Raw genomic sequence first — 18,694 nt, forward strand, 5'->3', positions numbered from 1 at the left:
CGGATAGGGTCGTCGCAGATGACCGAACAGATCTCGCCCGCCCTCGCCCGCCGCATGGCCCTGGCCGCCCAGGGCTTCGGCAAGCCCCATCCGAAGACCGCCGGAACCCGCCAATTCCGCGAAACCGCCCGGCGTCTGGGCGTGATCCAGATCGACAGCGTCAACGTCGTCAGCCGCACCCACTACCTGCCTGCCTTCTCCCGCCTCGGCGCCTATCCGCGCGACCTGCTGGAGACCGAGGCCTGGGGCCGAAAGCCGACCTTCTTCGAATACTGGGGCCACGAGGCTTCGCTCATGCCCGTCGAGACCCAGCCCCTGATGCGCTGGCGGATGGCGCGGGCGCGCGACGGCCACGGCATCTGGACCGGCATCAACCGCTTCGGCCGCGAGCGGCGGGACTATATCGACACCGTGCTGGCCGAGATCGAACGGCGCGGCCCCGTCACCGGCGCGGACTTCGCCTCCGGCCCTCGCGGCAAGCCCGGCTGGTGGGAATGGTCGGACGGCAAGCGCGCCCTGGAATGGCTGTTCTGGGCCGGGTTCATCACCACGAAGACCCGGCGCAATTTCGAGCGGGTCTACGACCTGACCGAACGGGTCATCCCCGCCGCCGTCCAGAACCGGCCGACCCCGACCGAGGCCGACGCCCAGCGCGCCCTGATCCGCATCGCCGCCGAGGCCATGGGCATCGCCACCTCCGCCGACCTGCGCGACTATTTCCGCCTGCCGGTCGAGGGGTTCAAGGATCGCGTCGCCGAACTGGTTGAAGAAGGCGCCCTGATGCCCGCCACGGTCACGGGCTGGCGCGGCCCGACCTATGTCGCGGCGGACGCCCGGCGACCGCGCAAGGTTCAGGGCGCCGCCCTCCTCTCGCCGTTCGACAACCTCATCTGGTTCCGCGACCGCACCGCGCGGCTGTTCGACGTCCGCATCCGTCTGGAAATCTATACCCCGGCCCACAAACGCGCCCACGGCTACTACGTCCTGCCCTTTTTGGAGGACGAGGCGATCACCGCCCGCGTGGACCTGAAGGCCGAACGTCAGGCCGGCGTACTGCTGGTCCAGGCCGCCTGGCGCGAGCCTCTGGCGACGCCCGAGACGGCGCAACGGCTGGCCGGCGAGCTGGTGCGGATGGCGAGATGGCTCGGCTTGAGCGGTGTCGAGGTCAAAGACCGCGGCGACCTCGCCGAGGACCTGTCAGACGCCCTGCCCGGCTGAACCAAAGAAAAAGCCCGACGCGGGCGCCGGGCTGAAGAAGTTCGGTGATGGTGGGTGCCCTCGAAGAGAACACCGTATCGGTGATCCGAATTGGTTAACGGATCGTTTCCATCCGATCCGGGAACCAGGTCGTCTGTTCGCCGCCGCCCGGGCTGGACCAAGCGATGCGCCAACCGGCCCCCGCCCTCTCCAGAACGTCGGCCGCGCTCGCCCCGCCTGGTTGCGGTGCATAGGTCCGTCCTCCGATCTTCAGCGGGGTGGTCCCGTCCCCGGAGCCGGCCAGCCGCCAGCGTCCCGCCGCGTCCGCCGTCGCCCGACGTTGCGCGCTGCCATCGATGACCACGTCGCTGCCCGCCGGCGCTCGCCCGGAGACGAAGGCGGCCCGCCCGTCGGTGTCGACGGCGTCCAGCCCGCCCGCCCCGTCCAGCCTCCGCGTCGGCGCCCCGATGGTCAGAAGCGCAATCGGCGCCCGGGGGTTCGCGGAGATCAGCAGGCGATACGGCGCAGGAAAGCCGGCCTGCCCCATCCGCGCCTCCACCCGAAACAGGGTGTCCTGAGCCGGTCGCGGCACCCTCAGCTCGAATCGCCCTTCATCGTCGGCGCCCACGGCATAGGCCAGGTCGCCGGCCCCGCTGACCACGACCCGACCCAGAGGCGCGGCCTGTCCGCGCACGATCAGCTCACGCCCGGTGGCCGCGACCGCGTCGACCTGGGGGGGCATGACCCAGCCGCTCTCCTGCGCCGTTTCCGTCGCCGGCTGGGCCTGTTCTCCACAGGCGCACAACACGAGAACGCCGACCAGCGACAGCGCGGCCGTCAGCGTCGATGCGATCCTTCGTTTCATCCTGCTCGTCGGGTCTGTAGGAGTATCCGCCCAGATAGACCGGCGCGCCCGGCCTGTCTCCAGTCTTGCCGTCACGTCCGAGGGTTCATGTCCGCGTCCATCCCCGCCATCGCCCCCTTCGAGGGCCAGTCCGTCTGCTTGTTCTGCGGCTCTTCCGACGCCGCCGATCCGGTCTACACCGCCGCCGCCGCCGCCTTTGGCGCGGCCGCGGCCAAGGCCGGCTGGCGTCTCGTCTACGGCGGCGGCGGCGTGGGTCTGATGGGCGCCTCGGCGCGTGCGGCTCACGAGGCGGGCGGTCGCGTGGTCGGCATCATGCCGGCCTTCCTGCGCAGCCGTGAACGCCTGTTCGACGAGGTCGAGACCATCGTCGTCACCTCGATGCACGAGCGCAAACAGCTGATGTACGACCAGTCGGACGCCTTCGTCGTCGCCCCCGGCGGCATCGGCACCCTGGAAGAGGTGGTCGAGCTGCTGTCGTGGAAGCGGCTGGACCTTCACGGCAAGCCGGTGATCTTCCTCAACATCGGCGGCTTCTGGGAGACCTTCTTTGCCCTGATGCGCCAGAGCGTCGAGACGGGCTTCACTCCGCCCTCATTCCTCCAGGCCTGGACCGTCTGCGACACGGTAGAAGAGGCGATGGCCGTCCTGGCTGCCGGTGCGACACCCTCGACCTTGAAACATGATCAGCGATAAGTAATCATCGCTCAGTCTGCGCCTGCGGTCCGTTCATTTTGAAAACCCGGATTGACAGTTTCGAATAACAACGCACTATGCCGGTATTGACGCTGGACCGTGTCGGTCCGCCCCCTCATCGGAGTCTCCCCATGCGCGCCGCCCTCCCCCTCGTCGCTCTCTGCGCCGCCTTCGCCGCAGCCCCGACTGTCGCTCAGACGCCTGCCCCGACCCGCGCGGTCTTCGCCGACGCCTCGCGCGTTCCGGCCCGCGCCACCATCATCGACGGCGCCAACTGGCGGTGCGAGGGCCAGACCTGCACCGCCACGGGCGGCGCCCAGCAGCCCGCTCCGCGCGCCTGCCGCCGCGTCGTCGCCCGCTTCGGCGCGGTGACCGAGTTCTCGTGGAAGGGCACGACCCTCTCGGCCGAACAGCTGGCCGTCTGCAACGCCTGATCGGCGCGGTCTGAATAGCAAAAGGGGCGGCCCGCCGGGCCGCCCCTTTTTCGTTCTAGGCCACTTCGCCCTTCAGCCTCTGCACGATCCGCTCGCGCCCGATCAGCTGAACCATCGTCGCCATGTCCGGCCCGTGCGGCTGGCCAGTAAGGATGTGGCGCAACGGCATGAACAGAGCCTTGCCCTTGGCCCCGGTGCTGTCCTTGACCGCATTGGTCCAGGTCGACCACGCGCCTTCGTCGATCGTCTCGGGCAGGACCGCCAGGGCTGCCGCCGCGAAGGCCGGATCCTCGATCGCCGGCGTCACCGGCCCCCGCACCATGGTCGCCAGATCGGTCACGTCGCCGAACGTCTTCAGGTTCCCCCGCACAGCATTCCAGAAGGTCTCGCCCAGATCGCAGCCCAGCGCCTCCAGCCGCGGCTTCGCCGTCGCATAAGGCATGGCGTGCAGGGCCTGGGCGTTCAGCCGATCCAGATCCTCGGTGTCGTAGCGCGCCGGCGACCGGCCCATCTTGTCGAAGCTGAAGCCCGCGCCCAGCGCCTCGATGCTGTCGGCGACCTCGAGCGGATCCGAGGTGCCGATCCGGCCCAGATGGCTGGTGATGGCGATCGGCTCATAGCCCTGATCCCGCATCTCCGAGACCGACAGCGAACCCAGACGCTTGGACAGCGCGGCGCCATCCGCCCCGACCAGCAGCGGCATGTGGGCGAAGGTGGGCACCGCCGTCCCGAGGCCCGCCGCGATCAGCGCCTCGAAGATCTCGATCTGGGCGCCGGTATTGGTGGTGTGATCCTCGCCCCGGATGACGTGGGTGATGCCCATGTCGATGTCATCGACGACCGACGGCAGGGTGTAGAGATAAAGGCCGTCCTCTCGGATCAGCACCGGGTCCGACATCGAGGCCGTGTCGACCTCGCAATGGCCGCGCGACAGGTCCTCCCAGGCGACGCGACGCCCATCCAGCTTGAAGCGCCAGTGCGGCTTGCGCCCCTCGGCCTCCAGCCTGGCCTTGTCGTCGTCGGTCAAGGCCAGCGCCGCCCGGTCGTAGATCGGCGGCATGCCGCGGGACAGTTGCACCTTGCGACGACGATCCAGCTCCTCAGACGTATCCCAGGCCGGATACAGACGGCCGGCGGCCTTCAGGCGTTCGGCGGCGTCGTGATAGCGATCGAACCGCTTGGACTGGTTGTATCGCTCGTCCCAGACGAGGCCCAGCCACTTCAGGTCGTCCTCGATCCCCTGTTCGAACTCGGGCGTCGAACGGGCCAGATCGGTGTCGTCGATGCGCAGCACGAACGAACCGCCCTGCCCCTTGGCGAACATCCAGTTGACCAGGGCGGTCCGGACATTGCCGACGTGGAGCTTGCCGGTGGGCGACGGGGCGAAACGGACCTTGACGGACATGGGAGGCGTGACCTTGAAAACGAGGCGCGTAGGTCGGTCACGCAGGCCCCCAAGTCAAGGATGCCCCAGAAACGCCTCCGACCTCGCTTTTCGGCTTTTCCCGCAACGATCTTGCTTCATAAGGCGACGATGACCGCGCCTGCCTCCCTGACCGTCGACCTGAACGCTCTTTCGCACAACTTCCATGCGCTGGAAGCCCTTACCCATGTGCCCGTGCATCCGGTGGTGAAGGCCAACGCCTATGGTCTGGGCGCCATCCCGGTGGCCAAACGATTGCTGGCCGAGGGCGCGCGGACCTTCTTCGTGGCGCGGGTGAACGAGGGCGTCGCCCTGCGCGAAGCGATCGGCGCGGAGCCGACGATCTACGTGCTGGATGGCTGTGTCGCCGGCGCCGCGGGGACGCTGAAGTCGGCCGACCTGCGCCCCATCCTCAACCACGCGGACCAGCTGATCGAGTGGACGTCCGTCGGCGGCGGGCTCTGCGGGGTCCAGATCGACACCGGCATGAACCGCCTCGGCTTCCGACCCGAAGACGCGCCCGGTCCGTTCGACGGCCTCGAACTGGTCATGAGCCACCTCGCCTGCGCGGACGCTCCAGCCGAGCCGATGAACCGCCGCCAGCAAGGCGCCTTCGCCGCGATTTCAGCGCTCTATCCTGACGCCGTGAAGTCTTTCGCCAACTCTGGCGGCTGCTTCCTGGGCGCCGACTACGCCTTCGACGCGGTCCGTCCGGGCATCTGTCTGTATGGCGGCGGGCCCGAAGGCCGCCCCGACGCCCGGCTCAAAGCCGTCGCCACCCTGTCCGCCGAAATCCTGCAAATCCGCGACGTACCGACCGGCGAAAGCATCGGATACTCGCGCGGCTTCGTCGCCGACGCGCCGCGCCGCATCGCCACCTGCGGCGCCGGCTATGCCGACGGCCTCCTGCGCAGCATGAGTCCAAGGGGTCAGGTCTGGATCGCCGGAGGCCTGCGCCCGTTGCTTGGCCGAGTCTCGATGGACGTCATGGCCGTCGATGTCACAGGCGCCGATGTCGCGATCGGCGACCGCGTCGAAATCTTCGGCGCCGACCGTCCCTTGGACGACGCCGCAGCGGCCGCCGGGACGATCAGCTACGAACTGCTGACCTCCATCGGCAACCGCTGCGAGCGCACCTACCTGGGTCAGACCTGAGGCTGGATGACCGCCGGCTGTTCGGTCGGAGGGGTCGTCGGGAAATCCTGTATGGGATCCGGCAGTTCGCCGTCGGCGCCGATCGCGTCGCAGTCCATGTGCCATTGGGTCGCCAACTCCAGACGCCCGTTCCGCCAGCGCCAGGTCGCGCCCTCCCCACATCCGGTCGCCTGCAGACGAGTCGACCCCGCAAAGCCCTCGGCCGGGCTCCAGCTCATGTTCGACATCGATTCCCATGTCTGCCAACCCTCCGCGCCCTGGTATCTGTACAGCGGCAGGGGCGTGTGAACGGGCCCCGCCCCGCCCTGACTGACGTAGACTCGGCTCCACTGATCCGCCATGCCAGTCGAACAGACCACCAGGACCGCCGCGTCGCCGCCGCCCAGATCGATGGTCTGCGCGGTCCGCTGGCTCTCCATGCCCTCCGGCAGGCTGCAATCCTCATCCGCCGTCACCAGCGTCACGACCTGGGTCTTCAGCGCCTCCAGCTGCGCGGCGGCGACGGGAGCCTCGGTCGCGGCAGCCGGGGCCGCCTTCCCGTCCGGCTGCTGACAGGCCGTCAGCAGGACGCAGACCGCGACGGCGTTCAGAACTGGATGGGTCATGGATCTATCCTTGGGTTGGGACGAGGGTAGCGGCCGGTGTCGGATCGGTCTCGCCGGGGGCGGGCCAGCCGGTGACCTGGCCTGTTGGGGGCGCACTGAGCGTGGCCGGGGTCACGCGGACCGCGCTGACCATGACGATCTTGGACCCGTCCCAACGCCAGCGCATGGTGCGAACCTGCGTCTTCGGCACGCCGGCGTTGTCGGACGTGAGCGTGTCCGACCAGACGAACTCCTTGGCGGCCGCATCCCATCTCGCCTGGGAGGTCTGGCTCACTTCCCAGTCGTAGCCATCCTCATATTCCGGGCCATTGTAGAGGATCAGCGGCTGGGCCTTCAGCACACCGTCCGCGCCCTGGACATGCAGGGTCTTCCACGGGGCCTGGCCCTCTTCGCTTGGATAGCAGTCTGTTAGGACGGCGAAGGCGCCCCCGCCCAGATCGACGACCTGGTTTGCGGTCGGGGCAGGATGACCGGGCCAGTCGCTGCCACACCGCTCCATTACAGGAAGGGCGAGGATGCGTTGGACAGCCTCGGCCGATCCCGCTGGCGCGTCTCCCGCCCCTGCTCCCTTGCTGGCCTCCGGATTTTGGCACGCGACCAAGGCAAGCGCGACGACGGACAAGGCGGCGATAGTCTTCATGGTTTCCACCGTGAGTTTTCAAACACCGAACGGCGTTTTGGAGGCTTGCGCAAGCCTCCAAATCTAGAGCGCCTGCGTCTGAAACGGTCGCACCCGCCGCCATCTCCCCCTGCCCGTCCGGACACGACTCCTGTAAGTCGGCTTCATGGCCAGAGACGGTGCGATCTATGTCTGTCAGTCCTGCGGGGCGGTCCACGGCAAGTGGTCGGGGCAGTGCTCCGCCTGCGGCCAGTGGAACACCATCGTCGAGGAAGGCCGCTCCGCCTCGCCGCCCGGCGCCCTGAAGCCCGCCACGACCGCCAAGGCTCGCGGCCTCCAGTTCGAATCCCTGCTGTCCGAGACGCCCGAACCGGCGCGCATCGTCACCGGCGTGACCGAGTTCGACCGCGTCTGCGGCGGCGGAGTGGTGCCCGGCTCGGCCATCCTGCTCTCGGGCGATCCCGGCGTCGGCAAGTCGACGTTGCTCCTGGACGTCGCCGGTCGCGCCGCCCTGTCCGGCATCCGCGTGGCCTATATCTCGGGTGAGGAGGCGATCGAACAGATCCGGAGCCGCGCCAAACGCATGGGCCTGTCAAACGCGCCCGTGCAGCTCGCCTCCGCCACGGCGCTCCGCGACATCCTCGGCACCCTGAAGCGGGACAAGTTCGACATCGTCATCGTCGATTCGATCCAGACCTTGTGGTCCGACGCCCATGAGGCCGGCCCCGGCTCGGTCACCCAGGTCCGCGCCTGCGCCGGCGAACTCGTCCGCCTCGCCAAGGCCGGCGGCCCTGCCGTCGTTCTGGTCGGCCACGTCACCAAGGACGGTCAGGTCGCCGGTCCCCGCGTCGTCGAACACATGGTCGATGCGGTCCTGAGCTTCGAGGGCGAGCGCGGCTATCCGTTCCGCATCCTGCGCGCCGGCAAGAACCGCTTCGGCGCCACCGACGAGATCGGCGTCTTCGAGATGGGCGACGCAGGGCTCCGTGAAGTCTCCAACCCCTCGGCCCTCTTCCTCGGCGAGGGCAATGACCGCGCGCCCGGCGCGGCCGTCTTCGCCGGCATCGAGGGCAGCCGCCCCGTCCTGGTCGAGATCCAGGCCCTGGTCTCCAAATCCGCCTACGGCACCCCCCGCCGGGCCGTCATCGGCTGGGAGACCGGCCGTCTCGCCATGATCCTGGCGGTGCTCGAGGCCCGCTGCGGCTTCGGGTTCGGGGATCAGGACGTCTATCTGAACGTCGCCGGGGGCCTGCGCATCAACGAGCCGGCCGCGGACCTCGCCGCCGCCGCCGCCCTGATCTCCTCCGCCACCGACATGCCCCTTCCCCAAGGCTGTATCGTCTTCGGCGAGATCAGCCTGTCCGGCGAAATCCGCGCCGTCGGCCGCGCCGAAGCTCGCCTGCGCGAGGCGCAGAAACTCGGTTTCGATCAGGCTCTCTCACCGCCCCTGACCGTCAAGGGCGGCGGCGTTTCGGTCACAGGCGTCAACCGATTGACCGAAGCCGTCGAACGAATCTCGCAGAACAGGTATTGATGCCGGTGGTCCGCACGGGAACCGAATGACCGGCTTCGACGCCTTCGCCATTATCGTCATCCTGGCCTCAGCCGCCGCCGGCTGGGTGCGCGGCGGCACGCGCGAGCTGATCACCCTGCTCAGCTTCGTGCTGGCGGCGTTCATCGCGCTGGTCGCCCTTCCCCTCACCGCCCCAATCGGTCGCGCCCTGGTCGATCCCGACTGGGCTGGATCGATCTTCGCGGCGATCGTCAGTTTCCTGCTGATCTATTTTGGCATCCGCATCTTCGGCTCGGTCCTGTCCAAGCGCGCCCAGGCTCATCCGACGCTGGGCGGCGTGGACCGTTTCGTCGGCGTCCTGGTCGGCGCGGGCCGGTCGCTCGTCCTTCTCGGCGCCATCCACCTGGTCATCGTCGCCGCCATGCCGGGCGAGCGCACGCCTCGCTGGCTCTCGGAGGCCACGCTTCGCCCGATCAGCGCCGGGGCCGCCCGCGCGATCCAGATCATTCTGCCCGGCATCGGTCGCGGCGCCGACGCGATCAGCCCGGTCGTCGATTCCTCTGTCCGCAGAGGCTTTTCGGACGGATACGCCTTGCCTCCGACCCAATCCCGCCCTACCTCCGCGCCGTCCGCCGCCCAGTAAGATTTTCGCCTGTCATCGGAGCCCCCACGATGCGCAGTCTGCCCCACGACATCTCTGCTCCGGTCGTCCACCGCGAGCATCACAGAGAAGCGGACGACGACCGTCCGCGTCTGGAATGCGGCGTCTGCGGCGTCTGGGGCGCAGAGAAGGATGAGGCTTCGGGCATCGTCGCCCTGGGCCTCCACGCCCTCCAGCATCGCGGTCAGGAGGCCTGCGGCATCGCCTCGGTCAACGCCGAGCGCTTCCACACCGAACGACACATGGGCCATGTGGGCGAGGCCTTCGGCGGCACGGATCTGGCCAAACGCATGCCGGGACCGGCGGCCGTGGGCCACACCCGCTACTCCACCGCCGGCGGCAGTTTCCTGCGCAACATCCAGCCGATGTTCGCTGACCTGGACCAGGGCGGCATCGCCATCGCCCACAACGGCAACCTGACGAACTTCCACTACTTGCGGAACCAGCTGGTCGGGGAAGGCTCGATCTTCCAGTCCACGTCGGACTCCGAAGTCATACTCCACCTGATCGCTCGCAGCCGTAAGGCCAAGATCGTCGATCGGTTCATCGACGCCCTGGCCCGAATCGAGGGCGGCTACGCCCTGGTCGCCCAGACCCGCACCAAGATGATCGGCGCCCGCGACCCGCTGGGCATCCGCCCATTGGTCTTGGGTCAGTTGGGCGACGCCTGGGTGATGGCGTCCGAGACCTGTGCGCTGGACACCATCGGCGCGACCTTCGTGCGCGACGTCGAGCATGGCGAGGTCATCGTCATCGATCACGAAGGCCTGCGCTCGCTGAAGCCCTTCCCCGCCCGTGCCGCCCGACCCTGCCTGTTCGAATACGTCTACTTCTCGCGCCCCGACAGCGTCGTGAATGGCCGCTCGGTCTATGGCGTGCGCAAGCGCATGGGCCACGGCTTGGCGATTGAGCACGCTGTGGAAGCCGACGTCGTTGTGCCCGTACCCGACTCGGGCGTTCCGGCGGCGCTGGGCTACGCCGAGCAGAGCGGCATTCCCTACGAGATGGGCATCATCCGCAGCCACTACCTGGGCCGCACCTTCATTCAGCCCAGCCAGGGCGCCCGCCAGAAGGGCGTCGCGATGAAGCACAGCCCCAACCGCGCGGTGATCGAAGGCAAGCGCGTCGTCCTGATCGACGACTCCATCGTGCGCGGCACCACCTCGGTGAAGCTGGTCCGGGCCGTCCGCGACGCGGGCGCCACGGAGGTCCATCTGCGCTCCGCCTCCCCGCCGATCCTTTGGCCTGACTTCTACGGCATCGATATGCCGGAACGGGACCAGCTGATCGCCGCCAACAAGACTATGGAAGAGATGCGTCAGATGCTGGAGGTCGATTCGCTCGGTTTCCTGTCCGTCGACGGCCTCTACAAGGCCATGGGCGAGACCGGCCGCAACGACGCCCTGCCCCAGTTCACCGATCACTATTTCACCGGGGACTATCCGACCCGCCTCGTAGACCGCGAGATCGAGGAAGGCGGCCGCGACGCGGTTTCGCGGCAACTTTCGCTGCTCGTCAGCGCTTAAGCTTCACACGCGAAAGCTGAGGACTCCCGATGGCCCAGGTTCAACTCGGCTACTTCACGCTCGACACGGTCGACATCGCCAAGGCCAAGGCCTTCTACGGCGCCCTGTTCGGCTGGACCTTCGACGCCGACGCTTCGAAATCGACCTACGCCCACGTCGCGGATACGAACCCGCCGTTCGGCTTCACCAAAGTCGAGCGGGCGAACAGCGCAACGAATCTGTATTTCAGGGTCGATGACATCAAGGCGACGTGCGCCAGGGTAAGCGAGCTTGGCGGCAAGGCGGCCATTCCCTCGGAAACCCCGACCGGCCTCTCCTGCGTCGTCTGCGACGACCAGGGCTTCAGCTTCAGCCTGTGGCAGGCAGCCCCCGGTTACTGAAGACCGCTACTAGGCGGCTCCCGGTCGCCGCGCTATCAGGCGCGATGACTTCCGACCTCCCACTGAACGACCGTATCGCCCTCGTCGTCGGCGCCTCGCGCGGCATCGGCTATGAGGCCGCCCTGGCCCTTGCCGTCGCCGGCGCCCACGTCGTCGCCGCCGCCCGCACGCAGGGCGCGCTCGAAGAGCTGGACGACGCCATCTATGCCGCCACCGGTCGCCACGCGACGCTGGTGCCCTTCGACCTGATCGACGGCGGCGGCATCGACCGTCTGGGCGGGGCCATCTTCGGCCGCTTCGGCAAGCTGGACATCTGGGTCAACGCCGCCGCCACCCTCGGCGCGCAAGGGTTGACCCCGGTCAGCCACATCGAGCCGCGCGGCTTCGCCAAGATGGAGAAGACCAACTTCACCGCGACATACCGGCTGATCCGGTCGCTGGAGCCCCTGCTGCGGGGCTCCGACGCCGGTCGCGTCATCCATCTGACAACCAGCCTGGCGCGCGAACCCAAGGCCTTCTGGGGTCTTTACGCCGCGACCAAGGCGGGCGCCGAGGCCCTGATGCTGTCCTGGGCCGACGAGATCGAGAACACCAACGTCCGCATCAGCGTCCTCGATCCGGGCCGCATGCGCACTCAGATGCGCGCCCAGGCCTTCCCGGGCGAGGACCCCATGACCCTGCCCCCCCCGTCCGAGATCGGCCCGCTGATCGTCGAGCTGGCGCGCGGCGACGTGACCCCGCCCCAGCGGGTATCGTTCAAGGAGTGGAAGGCCGGCCTGCCCGCCGACGCCCTGATCTAGGACGTCGGCGGCGACGCAACGTCAGCCCTCGATGAAGGCCAGAAGTTCGGCGTTGACCTGCTCGGCGTGGGTCGTGGCCATGCCGTGCGGCAGGCCCTTCAGCACCTTCAATACGCCCTTGGGCAGCAGCGGCGCCGACAGCAGAGCCGAGTCCGCGATCGGCACGATTTGATCATCGTCGCCGTGCAGGACCAGCACCGGGATGTCGATCGACTTCAGATCCTCGGTGAAGTCGGTCTCCGAGAAGGCCTTGACGCAGTCCCAGTGCGCCTTGGCCCCGCCCATCATTCCCTGACGCCACCAGTTGTCGATCACGCCCTGATCGACCTTCGCGCCCTCCCGATTGAAGCCATAGAAGGGGCCGGTTGGGACATCGACGTAGAACTGGGCCCGATTGCCCGCGACCGCGTCGCGGAAGCCGTCGAACACCTCGATCGGCAGGCCGCCCGGATTGGCCTCGGTCTTCAGCATGATCGGCGGCACGGCGCCCAGCAGCACGGCCTTGGACACCCGGCTGGTTCCGTGACGCCCGAGGAAGCGCGCCACCTCCCCGCCGCCGGTCGAGTGACCGATCATGATCGCGTCCTTCAGGTCCAGCGCCTCGAACAACACCTTTAGATCGTCGGCATAGGTGTCCATCTCGTTGCCGGTCGCCGTCTGGGTCGAGCGGCCATGACCGCGCCGGTCGTGGGCGATGACGCGATAGCCCTTGTGCAGGAAGAACAGCATCTGGGCGTCCCAGTCGTCCGCAGACAGCGGCCACCCGTGGGAGAAGACTATGGGTCGACCGGTTCCCCAGTCCTTGTAGAAAATCTCGACATCGTCGGCGGTCTTGATCATCGGCATGGGAAGGCTCCGCGTTGAAGAAGCCTCACCATATCACCGCTCTACAAGATTGGTCAGACCAATATCGTCAACTTGGGTTTCAGACGGCGCGCCCGCCCCTACTTCTTCGGCGCGTGCTTCTGACCCGTCCGGATTCGGCCCGACCGTGACACCTGTCTTGCTCCGCCCCGCGCGCCCTTCTGGACCGCCACGGACGAACCCGCCTTCTTCGAAGACGATTTCACGCCTGAGATGACGCGCGGCTTGGCGACGCGGGTCTTCTTTTGCTCCAGCGCCTTGCCGGGCAGGTGCGACTCTTCCTCGGCCTTCTTGCGGACGGCGCGGGGCGCGGTCTTGGCGTCGCCCTTGTAGCGTTCCGGCCCCGACTTGGCGCCGCCGGCCGCATAGGGGTTCTCCGAGCCGCCCTTTACCGTCAGCCGGATCGGCGTGCCCGGCAGGTCGAAGCTCTCGCGGATCGAGTTGGTCAGATAGCGGATGTAGTGGTCCGGCAGGGCCCCGCCCCGGCTGGCGAACAGCACGAAGGTCGGCGGACGGGCCTTGGTCTGGGCCATGTATTTGGTCTTGATCCGCTTGCCGTCGACGGCGGGCGGCGGGTGCCGCTGGGTCGCCATGGACAGCCAGTCGTTCAGGTCCTTGGTCTTGACCTTCACCGACCACGTCTCGTGCGCCTTCAGGACGGCGGGCATCAGCCGCTCGACGCCCCGGCCCGAATGCGCCGACAGGGCGACGAAGGGCGACCCCTTCAGTTGCGGCAGCTTGTCCTCGGCCATCCGCTTCAGTTCGGCCATACGCGCCTGAGGTTCCTCCTCGAGGTCCCACTTCGACGCCACATAGACCAGGGCCCGGCCCTCGCGCTCGACCAGATCGGCCAGCTGCAAGTCCTGAACGTCGAAGGCGTTGTCCTTGTCCATCACCATGACCACCACCTCGGCGAAGGTGATGGCGCGGATGGTGTCGGCGACCGACAGCTTCTCGAGCTTTTCCTGCACGCGCGCCTTGCGACGCATGCCGGCCGTGTCGACCAGGCGGATGTTCTGGCCCTCGTATTCCCAGTCGACCGAGATCGAGTCGCGCGTGATCCCAGCCTCGGGACCCGTCAGCAGACGATCCTCGCCGATCAGCCGGTTGATCAGGGTCGACTTGCCCGCGTTCGGACGGCCGATGATGGCGATCCGGATCGGCTTGTCGGGTTCGTCGATCTCTTCGATGAAAATGTCGGCGCTGGCGGTGACGAGGGCGGCGTACAGGTCCGCCATACCCTCGCCATGCTCGGCCGAGATGGCCACCGGCTCGCCGAAACCCAGCGAATAGGCCTCGCCCACCCCGCCGCCGCTCTCACGGCTTTCGGACTTGTTGGCCAGAAGGATGACCGGCTTTTCCTGCTTCCGCAGGCGCTCGGCGAAGATTTCGTCCAGCGAGGTCACGCCTTCGCGGGCGTCCATCATGAACAGAATGACGTCGGCGTCCTCGATCCCCGCTTCCGTTTGCTCGCGCATCCGGCTTTCGAGGCTGTCGTCGGTGACGTCCTCGTACCCGGCCGTGTCGATCAGCGTCAGGTCCATGTCGCCGATATTGCCGTCGGCATAGCGACGGTCGCGGGTCACACCCGGCCGATCGTCGACGAGCGCCAAACGCTTGCCGACCAGCCTGTTGAACAGGGTCGACTTGCCCACGTTGGGGCGGCCGACGATGGCGACCTTCAATGCCATGTCGGCCTTCTAGCGTAATTCTGGGATTCTGCTCAGCGAATGCTGATCAGTTCGCCGTTGTTGGTCAGGACCAGCAAGGCGCCGTTGTAGGCCGCCGGGGCGATGTAGACCGGCGCGCCCAGGTTCAGCGTCTGTTGCAGGGCGCCGGTCTTCGGGTCGAAGGCCACGGCCTCGCCGTCCGAGTTGACCAGGACCAGGCGGTTGGACGCCAGGATCGGCCCCGACCATTCCGGCCGCACGGTGCGGTCGAAGAAGCCCAGGAAGCCGCCTTCCTGCCGAACGCGACCCTCGTTGAGGTCATGCGTCCAGTAGACGGCGCCCGAATCGCGGTTGATCAGCGTCAGCTCGCCCGACTTGGACACGACATAGACGACGTCGCCGGCAGGCAGGGGCGCGTTCACGCCCGCGACCGGCAGGGTCCACTTCGGCTGGCCCGTGCGGATGTCCATCGCCTGCAGCACGCCCGAGTGGCTGACCGCATAGACGAAGCCGCGCGAGATGACCGGGCGACCGGCGATGTCGCGGATCTCGGACAGGGCGCTGGTGCGGCTCGTGCGCGACAGGACCTGGTTCCAGACCGGCTGGCCGTTGGTGGCGCGCAGGGCGACGATCTCGCCCGAAGAGAAGGGCGCGATGACCGTGTCGCCGCTGACCGCAGGGCTGGACGCGCGCAGGACGCGGGCCGGCTCGACGATGCCGCGATACGACCAGTCCTGCAGGCCGGTCGTGGTGTTGAAGGCGATAATCTGGTTGTCGACATCGACGACGTAGACGCGGTTGCCCGCGACCGTCGGGGCGCCGTGGATCGGCACATCGACGGGCTGAGTCCAGACGACCGCGCCGGTCGCGGCGTCCAGCGCCGTCATCGTGCGATAGCCCGAGGAGACGAAGACCTTGCCGCCGCCGACGGCCACGCCGCCGCCGAACCCGCCGCTCAGCGAACCGCCGCCTTCCGAGACGAAGGGCACAGGCAGACCGAAGGCGGAGACGCCGCCCGACGCTTCACGGCCGGTTGGTTTGACGTCGACCTTCCAGACGACATTACCGGTACCGGCGTCCACAGCCGTGACCGTCGATTCGCCGTCCATGACGAAGATCTTGCCGGCGTCGGCGACCACCGGCGCCATGATCTGACGCGTGCGAGCCGAGCCTTCGCCGATGCGGCGACGCCAGCCGATGGTGAAGTTCGGCGCGGCGATCACATGCTCGATCGAAGACTCGGCGTTGCCGCCCGGCAGCGGCCAGGCGTTGGCGGCGACGGGACCCGGTAGGAAGAAGTCGCGCCCCGCCAGACCGGCGGCAGGGGCCAGCTGCTGTTCGAAGGCCAGGATCGAGACACGCTGACCCTCGCTGGCCGTGGCCTGGGGCGTGTTGTCCTGACCCAGGCCGAACGGCAGCATCCGGCGCGCCGAGGCGCAGGACGCCAACGAGGCGGCAAGCCCCAGCACCAGAGCGGTCTTCAGCACGCGCGTTACGGTCGTCATCCCAACTCCGGTCGTCATCAGGCGGGTCTTCACTGTTGGGCGGCCTCGGCCTGAGCCTGCGCCTGGGCGAGTTGTTGCGGGGTCGGACCGGCTGGAGCGGCCGGGGGCGTCACGGCCTGGGCCGCGACGATGGCCGGCAGGCCGGCGGCTACGCCGGTGTCGATCATGCCGATGGCGGCCTGGGCGCGCTGGCGCACCGAATCAGGGATGTCCTGACCCAGGGTCAGCAATACGAACACCTCGCGCGCCTCGGCCGGCTTGTTGAACTGCAGACGCGCCATACCGAGCGCTTCCTGGGCGAAGGGCGCCAGCGGGCGGCCTTCCTTGGTCAGGGGCTCCAGCTTAGCCTCGATGTCTTCCAGCGAGGCGCCGTTGTCCATCATCAGAAGAACCGCCTTGTAGACGGCCCCGTCGTGCAGGATCGGGTCGCTGTCCGCCTTCGCGGCCTGGTCGAACAGGGCGATCGCGTCCGGAATACGGTTTGCGGTCACAGCCAGACCGGCGCGTTGTTGCAGCGCCAGGGCCTTGTAGGCGCCGTTGCCCTTCTCGCCGGCCTCGACGAAGGCCGTCTCGGCGCCGGTGGTGTTGCCGCTCTGCAGGGCCTCGAGACCACGCTGATAGGCGATCGAACCCGCGTTGGCGCGGCTCGTCTGGAAGCTCTGCCAGCCCCACCACGCCAGGGCCGCCACCAGGGCGACCAGAAGAATGCCGCCCACAATGGGCAGCCAGTTGCGCGCCAGGCGCTTGAGGCGTTCGGAGCGGATGTCCTCCTCGACCTCTTCAAAGACATCAGTCACTAGCGGAGCCGCCCCAAAAAACGCTGAAAAGCCAATCGGCGCGGACCCTAGAGGGTCGCCCTCGCCCTCGCAACGCCTGTTGAGACACGACGGGGACTACGGCAGAGCCGGCTTTTTGGAGAAGTAGGTCTCGACTTCGGCAGGAAAACGGCGGGCGCGCACATCGGCGGCGTAGCTTTCCACCGCCCGGCCGATCTCGCCGCGCAGGTCGGCGTACTTGCGCACGAATTTCGGCGTCCAGTCGAACACGCCCAGCATGTCCGGCCCGACCAGCACCTGACCGTCGCAGGCAGCCGACGCCCCGATGCCGATAGTGGGCTTGGCAATCGCTTCGGTGATCTCGCGCGCCAGCGATTCCGCTGTCCCCTCGATCACGACCGCGAAGGCGCCGGCGTTGGCCGTGTCGTGCGCCGACTGCAGGATGCGCGCTCGCTCCGCCTCCTCGCGCCCCTTGGCCTTGAAGGAGCCGTCGATGTTGATCGACTGGGGCAACAGACCGACATGTCCCATCACCGGCACGCCGCGCTTGACCAGATATTCGATGGTGGCCGGGACCTCGGGACCGCTCTCGACCTTCACGGCCTGGGCGCCGGTTTCCTTCAGCACGCGCACGGCGTTGGCGTAGGCCTGCTCGACCCCGGCCTCATAGCTGCCGAACGGCATGTCGATGACCACGAGCGCGCGTTTCGAGCCCCGCATCACCGCCTGGCCATGCAGGATCATCATCTCCAGCGTCACGCCGACCGTCGACGGCAGTCCGTGCACCGCCATCCCGACGCTGTCGCCCACCAGCAGGACGTCGCAGTGGGCGTCCATGATCTCGGCGGTCGGGGCGTCGTAGGCGGTCAGGACCACGATCGGCTCCCCGCCCTTGCGCGCGGTGATCTCCGGGACCGTGATGCGTTTCACGGTTTCCTGTTTCTGGCTCGACATGGTCTCTCCACTGGCAGGGGCGCAGAGATAGGCGTCCGGATCGATCCCGTCGACCCGGACACCCGCCGCATCAGACGTCCTGCGACAGCCTCACCACCCCGGCGGCGGCCAGGGCGATCAGGGCGCCGGCGGCGATCCAGAACATCTGCATCGCCCCCATCGACCCGAAGGTCATGTCCGACAGCCCCAGTTGCGACAGGCCGGCGCCCACCGCGTCCTGGACGTTCACGCTGGCCGCCTGGAGACCCTGGCCCAGCACCCGACCGGCGACCGGCGCCTGATCGTCGGACAGGCGCAGGTTCAGGTTCATCGATTCCTTGACCGCGATCACTCCGCCGATCAGACCGGCGACGGTCAGGGCCACCGTGCGAACCCGCGTGGAGGAATGCAGCTTCGCCTCGACCTCGGCGGCGAACAGGGTCGCGTCGGCCATCTGGGGCGAGCGGGCGAACAGCCGCTCGATCATCGGATCGAATTCATCAGACGACATGCGCCGCCCTCCCCACATCTCCGGCCGGCGCGAGCCGGGCGCGGAGTTTATCCAGACCACGTTTGACATGAGACTTCACCGTTCCAAGCGGCAGATTCATGGCCGTGGCGATCTCGGGATGAGACAGCCCCGCGCCATGGCACAGGGACACACAGAGACGTTCGGTTTCGCTCAGCGACTTCAACGCCTCGTCCAAGTCGACCAGCCCCGCCCGATCGGGGACCGGAGCGACGTCATCCTCGTCCGGTTCGATCTCGGCGACATAGCGGGCGTCCTTGGCCTTGCGCTTCAGATAGAGCCGAGCGGCGATGCGCTTGACCCAGGCGGCGAAGGTGCCTTTGCCCCGAAACTCGGCGCATTTCTCGAACGCCTGCAGAAAGGCGTCCTGCGCGACATCGTCGGCCTCGGCCCCCTGCGCTCCCATGCGTCGCAGCAGGGACCGCACGGCCGAGCCGTGGCGGCGGACCAGTTCGCCGAACTCCCGACGCCCGCCCGCCGCCGCGAGGGCGGCGAGCTCGACGTCGTGTTGGTCCATCAGGGCCTTGGCCATGACAAGCTTCCCCC

General features: G+C 68.0%; 20 protein-coding genes. 9 read left to right on the forward strand and 11 right to left on the reverse strand.

The features are described from left to right. Positions 1-18: 18 nt before the first annotated feature. On the forward strand, positions 19-1,218 hold the full coding sequence (locus O5O43_RS07425) for a winged helix-turn-helix domain-containing protein (RefSeq protein ID WP_271086261.1): 1,200 nt from the start codon (positions 19-21) through the stop codon (positions 1,216-1,218). A 94-nt stretch (positions 1,219-1,312) separates the two neighbouring features. Here the strand turns inward: O5O43_RS07425 and O5O43_RS07430 are convergent, their stop codons facing one another. After that, positions 1,313-2,062, reverse strand: a complete 750-nt coding sequence (locus O5O43_RS07430; protein ID WP_271086262.1) for a hypothetical protein — start codon at positions 2,060-2,062, stop codon at positions 1,313-1,315. 87 nt (positions 2,063-2,149) lie between these two features. Between O5O43_RS07430 and O5O43_RS07435 the strand changes: the two genes are divergently transcribed. Then, on the forward strand, positions 2,150-2,755 hold the full coding sequence (locus O5O43_RS07435) for a TIGR00730 family Rossman fold protein (RefSeq protein ID WP_271086263.1): 606 nt from the start codon (positions 2,150-2,152) through the stop codon (positions 2,753-2,755). A gap of 131 nt (positions 2,756-2,886) precedes the next feature. Continuing rightward, positions 2,887-3,189 (forward strand): hypothetical protein, encoded by a 303-nt coding sequence (locus tag O5O43_RS07440; protein WP_271086264.1) that lies wholly within the window; start codon positions 2,887-2,889, stop codon positions 3,187-3,189. Positions 3,190-3,244: 55 nt separating this feature from the next. Here the strand turns inward: O5O43_RS07440 and gltX are convergent, their stop codons facing one another. Continuing rightward, entirely contained in the window at positions 3,245-4,594 is a 1,350-nt protein-coding gene (gene gltX, locus O5O43_RS07445; RefSeq protein ID WP_271086265.1) for a glutamate--tRNA ligase, read from the reverse strand. A gap of 129 nt (positions 4,595-4,723) precedes the next feature. Here gltX and alr point away from each other — a divergent pair, with 129 nt between their 5' ends. Beyond that, on the forward strand, positions 4,724-5,767 hold the full coding sequence (alr, locus tag O5O43_RS07450) for an alanine racemase (protein ID WP_271086266.1): 1,044 nt from the start codon (positions 4,724-4,726) through the stop codon (positions 5,765-5,767). On the opposite strand, the gene O5O43_RS07455 is transcribed toward alr, so the two are convergent. Then, complete coding sequence (locus O5O43_RS07455; protein ID WP_271086267.1) at positions 5,758-6,372, reverse strand: hypothetical protein; 615 nt, start codon at positions 6,370-6,372, stop codon at positions 5,758-5,760. The genes alr and O5O43_RS07455 overlap by 10 nt on opposite strands. A gap of 4 nt (positions 6,373-6,376) precedes the next feature. Continuing rightward, positions 6,377-7,012 (reverse strand): hypothetical protein, encoded by a 636-nt coding sequence (locus O5O43_RS07460; protein WP_271086268.1) that lies wholly within the window; start codon positions 7,010-7,012, stop codon positions 6,377-6,379. A 145-nt stretch (positions 7,013-7,157) separates the two neighbouring features. Here O5O43_RS07460 and radA point away from each other — a divergent pair, with 145 nt between their 5' ends. From radA to O5O43_RS07485, 5 genes are read left to right on the forward strand one after another with little or no spacing between them, the layout of a single operon-like run. Then, positions 7,158-8,525 carry a DNA repair protein RadA gene (gene radA, locus O5O43_RS07465; RefSeq protein WP_271086269.1) on the forward strand — a complete coding sequence of 456 codons (1,368 nt, stop codon included), beginning with the start codon at positions 7,158-7,160 and terminating at the stop codon, positions 8,523-8,525. A 25-nt stretch (positions 8,526-8,550) separates the two neighbouring features. Next, on the forward strand, positions 8,551-9,147 hold the full coding sequence (locus tag O5O43_RS07470) for a CvpA family protein (RefSeq protein WP_271086270.1): 597 nt from the start codon (positions 8,551-8,553) through the stop codon (positions 9,145-9,147). Positions 9,148-9,176: 29 nt separating this feature from the next. Beyond that, positions 9,177-10,691 carry an amidophosphoribosyltransferase gene (purF, locus tag O5O43_RS07475; protein ID WP_271086271.1) on the forward strand — a complete coding sequence of 505 codons (1,515 nt, stop codon included), beginning with the start codon at positions 9,177-9,179 and terminating at the stop codon, positions 10,689-10,691. Between the two features lie 29 nt (positions 10,692-10,720). Continuing rightward, on the forward strand, positions 10,721-11,071 hold the full coding sequence (locus O5O43_RS07480; protein ID WP_271086272.1) for a VOC family protein: 351 nt from the start codon (positions 10,721-10,723) through the stop codon (positions 11,069-11,071). A 44-nt stretch (positions 11,072-11,115) separates the two neighbouring features. Then, positions 11,116-11,871, forward strand: coding sequence for an SDR family NAD(P)-dependent oxidoreductase (locus O5O43_RS07485; RefSeq protein WP_271086273.1), 756 nt, complete (start codon positions 11,116-11,118; stop codon positions 11,869-11,871). A gap of 21 nt (positions 11,872-11,892) precedes the next feature. Here O5O43_RS07485 and O5O43_RS07490 read toward each other — a convergent pair whose 3' ends face one another. From O5O43_RS07490 to O5O43_RS07520, 7 genes are all read right to left on the reverse strand, one after another. After that, entirely contained in the window at positions 11,893-12,717 is an 825-nt protein-coding gene (locus O5O43_RS07490; protein ID WP_271086274.1) for an alpha/beta hydrolase, read from the reverse strand. Between the two features lie 98 nt (positions 12,718-12,815). After that, a complete protein-coding gene (gene der / locus O5O43_RS07495) occupies positions 12,816-14,426 on the reverse strand; it encodes a ribosome biogenesis GTPase Der (RefSeq protein ID WP_271086275.1) in 1,611 nt (536 codons plus the stop codon). A 32-nt stretch (positions 14,427-14,458) separates the two neighbouring features. Then, on the reverse strand, positions 14,459-15,910 hold the full coding sequence (locus O5O43_RS07500; RefSeq protein WP_271086276.1) for a PQQ-like beta-propeller repeat protein: 1,452 nt from the start codon (positions 15,908-15,910) through the stop codon (positions 14,459-14,461). Between the two features lie 29 nt (positions 15,911-15,939). Beyond that, positions 15,940-16,707 carry a tetratricopeptide repeat protein gene (locus O5O43_RS07505; protein WP_271086277.1) on the reverse strand — a complete coding sequence of 256 codons (768 nt, stop codon included), beginning with the start codon at positions 16,705-16,707 and terminating at the stop codon, positions 15,940-15,942. A gap of 96 nt (positions 16,708-16,803) precedes the next feature. Then, entirely contained in the window at positions 16,804-17,640 is an 837-nt protein-coding gene (gene panB / locus O5O43_RS07510; RefSeq protein WP_271086278.1) for a 3-methyl-2-oxobutanoate hydroxymethyltransferase, read from the reverse strand. 70 nt (positions 17,641-17,710) lie between these two features. Next, positions 17,711-18,130, reverse strand: a complete 420-nt coding sequence (locus tag O5O43_RS07515) for a hypothetical protein (RefSeq protein ID WP_271086279.1) — start codon at positions 18,128-18,130, stop codon at positions 17,711-17,713. Continuing rightward, on the reverse strand, positions 18,120-18,680 hold the full coding sequence (locus O5O43_RS07520; protein WP_271086280.1) for a sigma-70 family RNA polymerase sigma factor: 561 nt from the start codon (positions 18,678-18,680) through the stop codon (positions 18,120-18,122). The genes O5O43_RS07515 and O5O43_RS07520 overlap by 11 nt, the downstream gene beginning before the upstream one ends. Positions 18,681-18,694: the final 14 nt, after the last annotated feature.

Source organism: Brevundimonas sp. NIBR11 (genome assembly GCF_027912535.1).
Lineage (GTDB): Bacteria > Pseudomonadota > Alphaproteobacteria > Caulobacterales > Caulobacteraceae > Brevundimonas.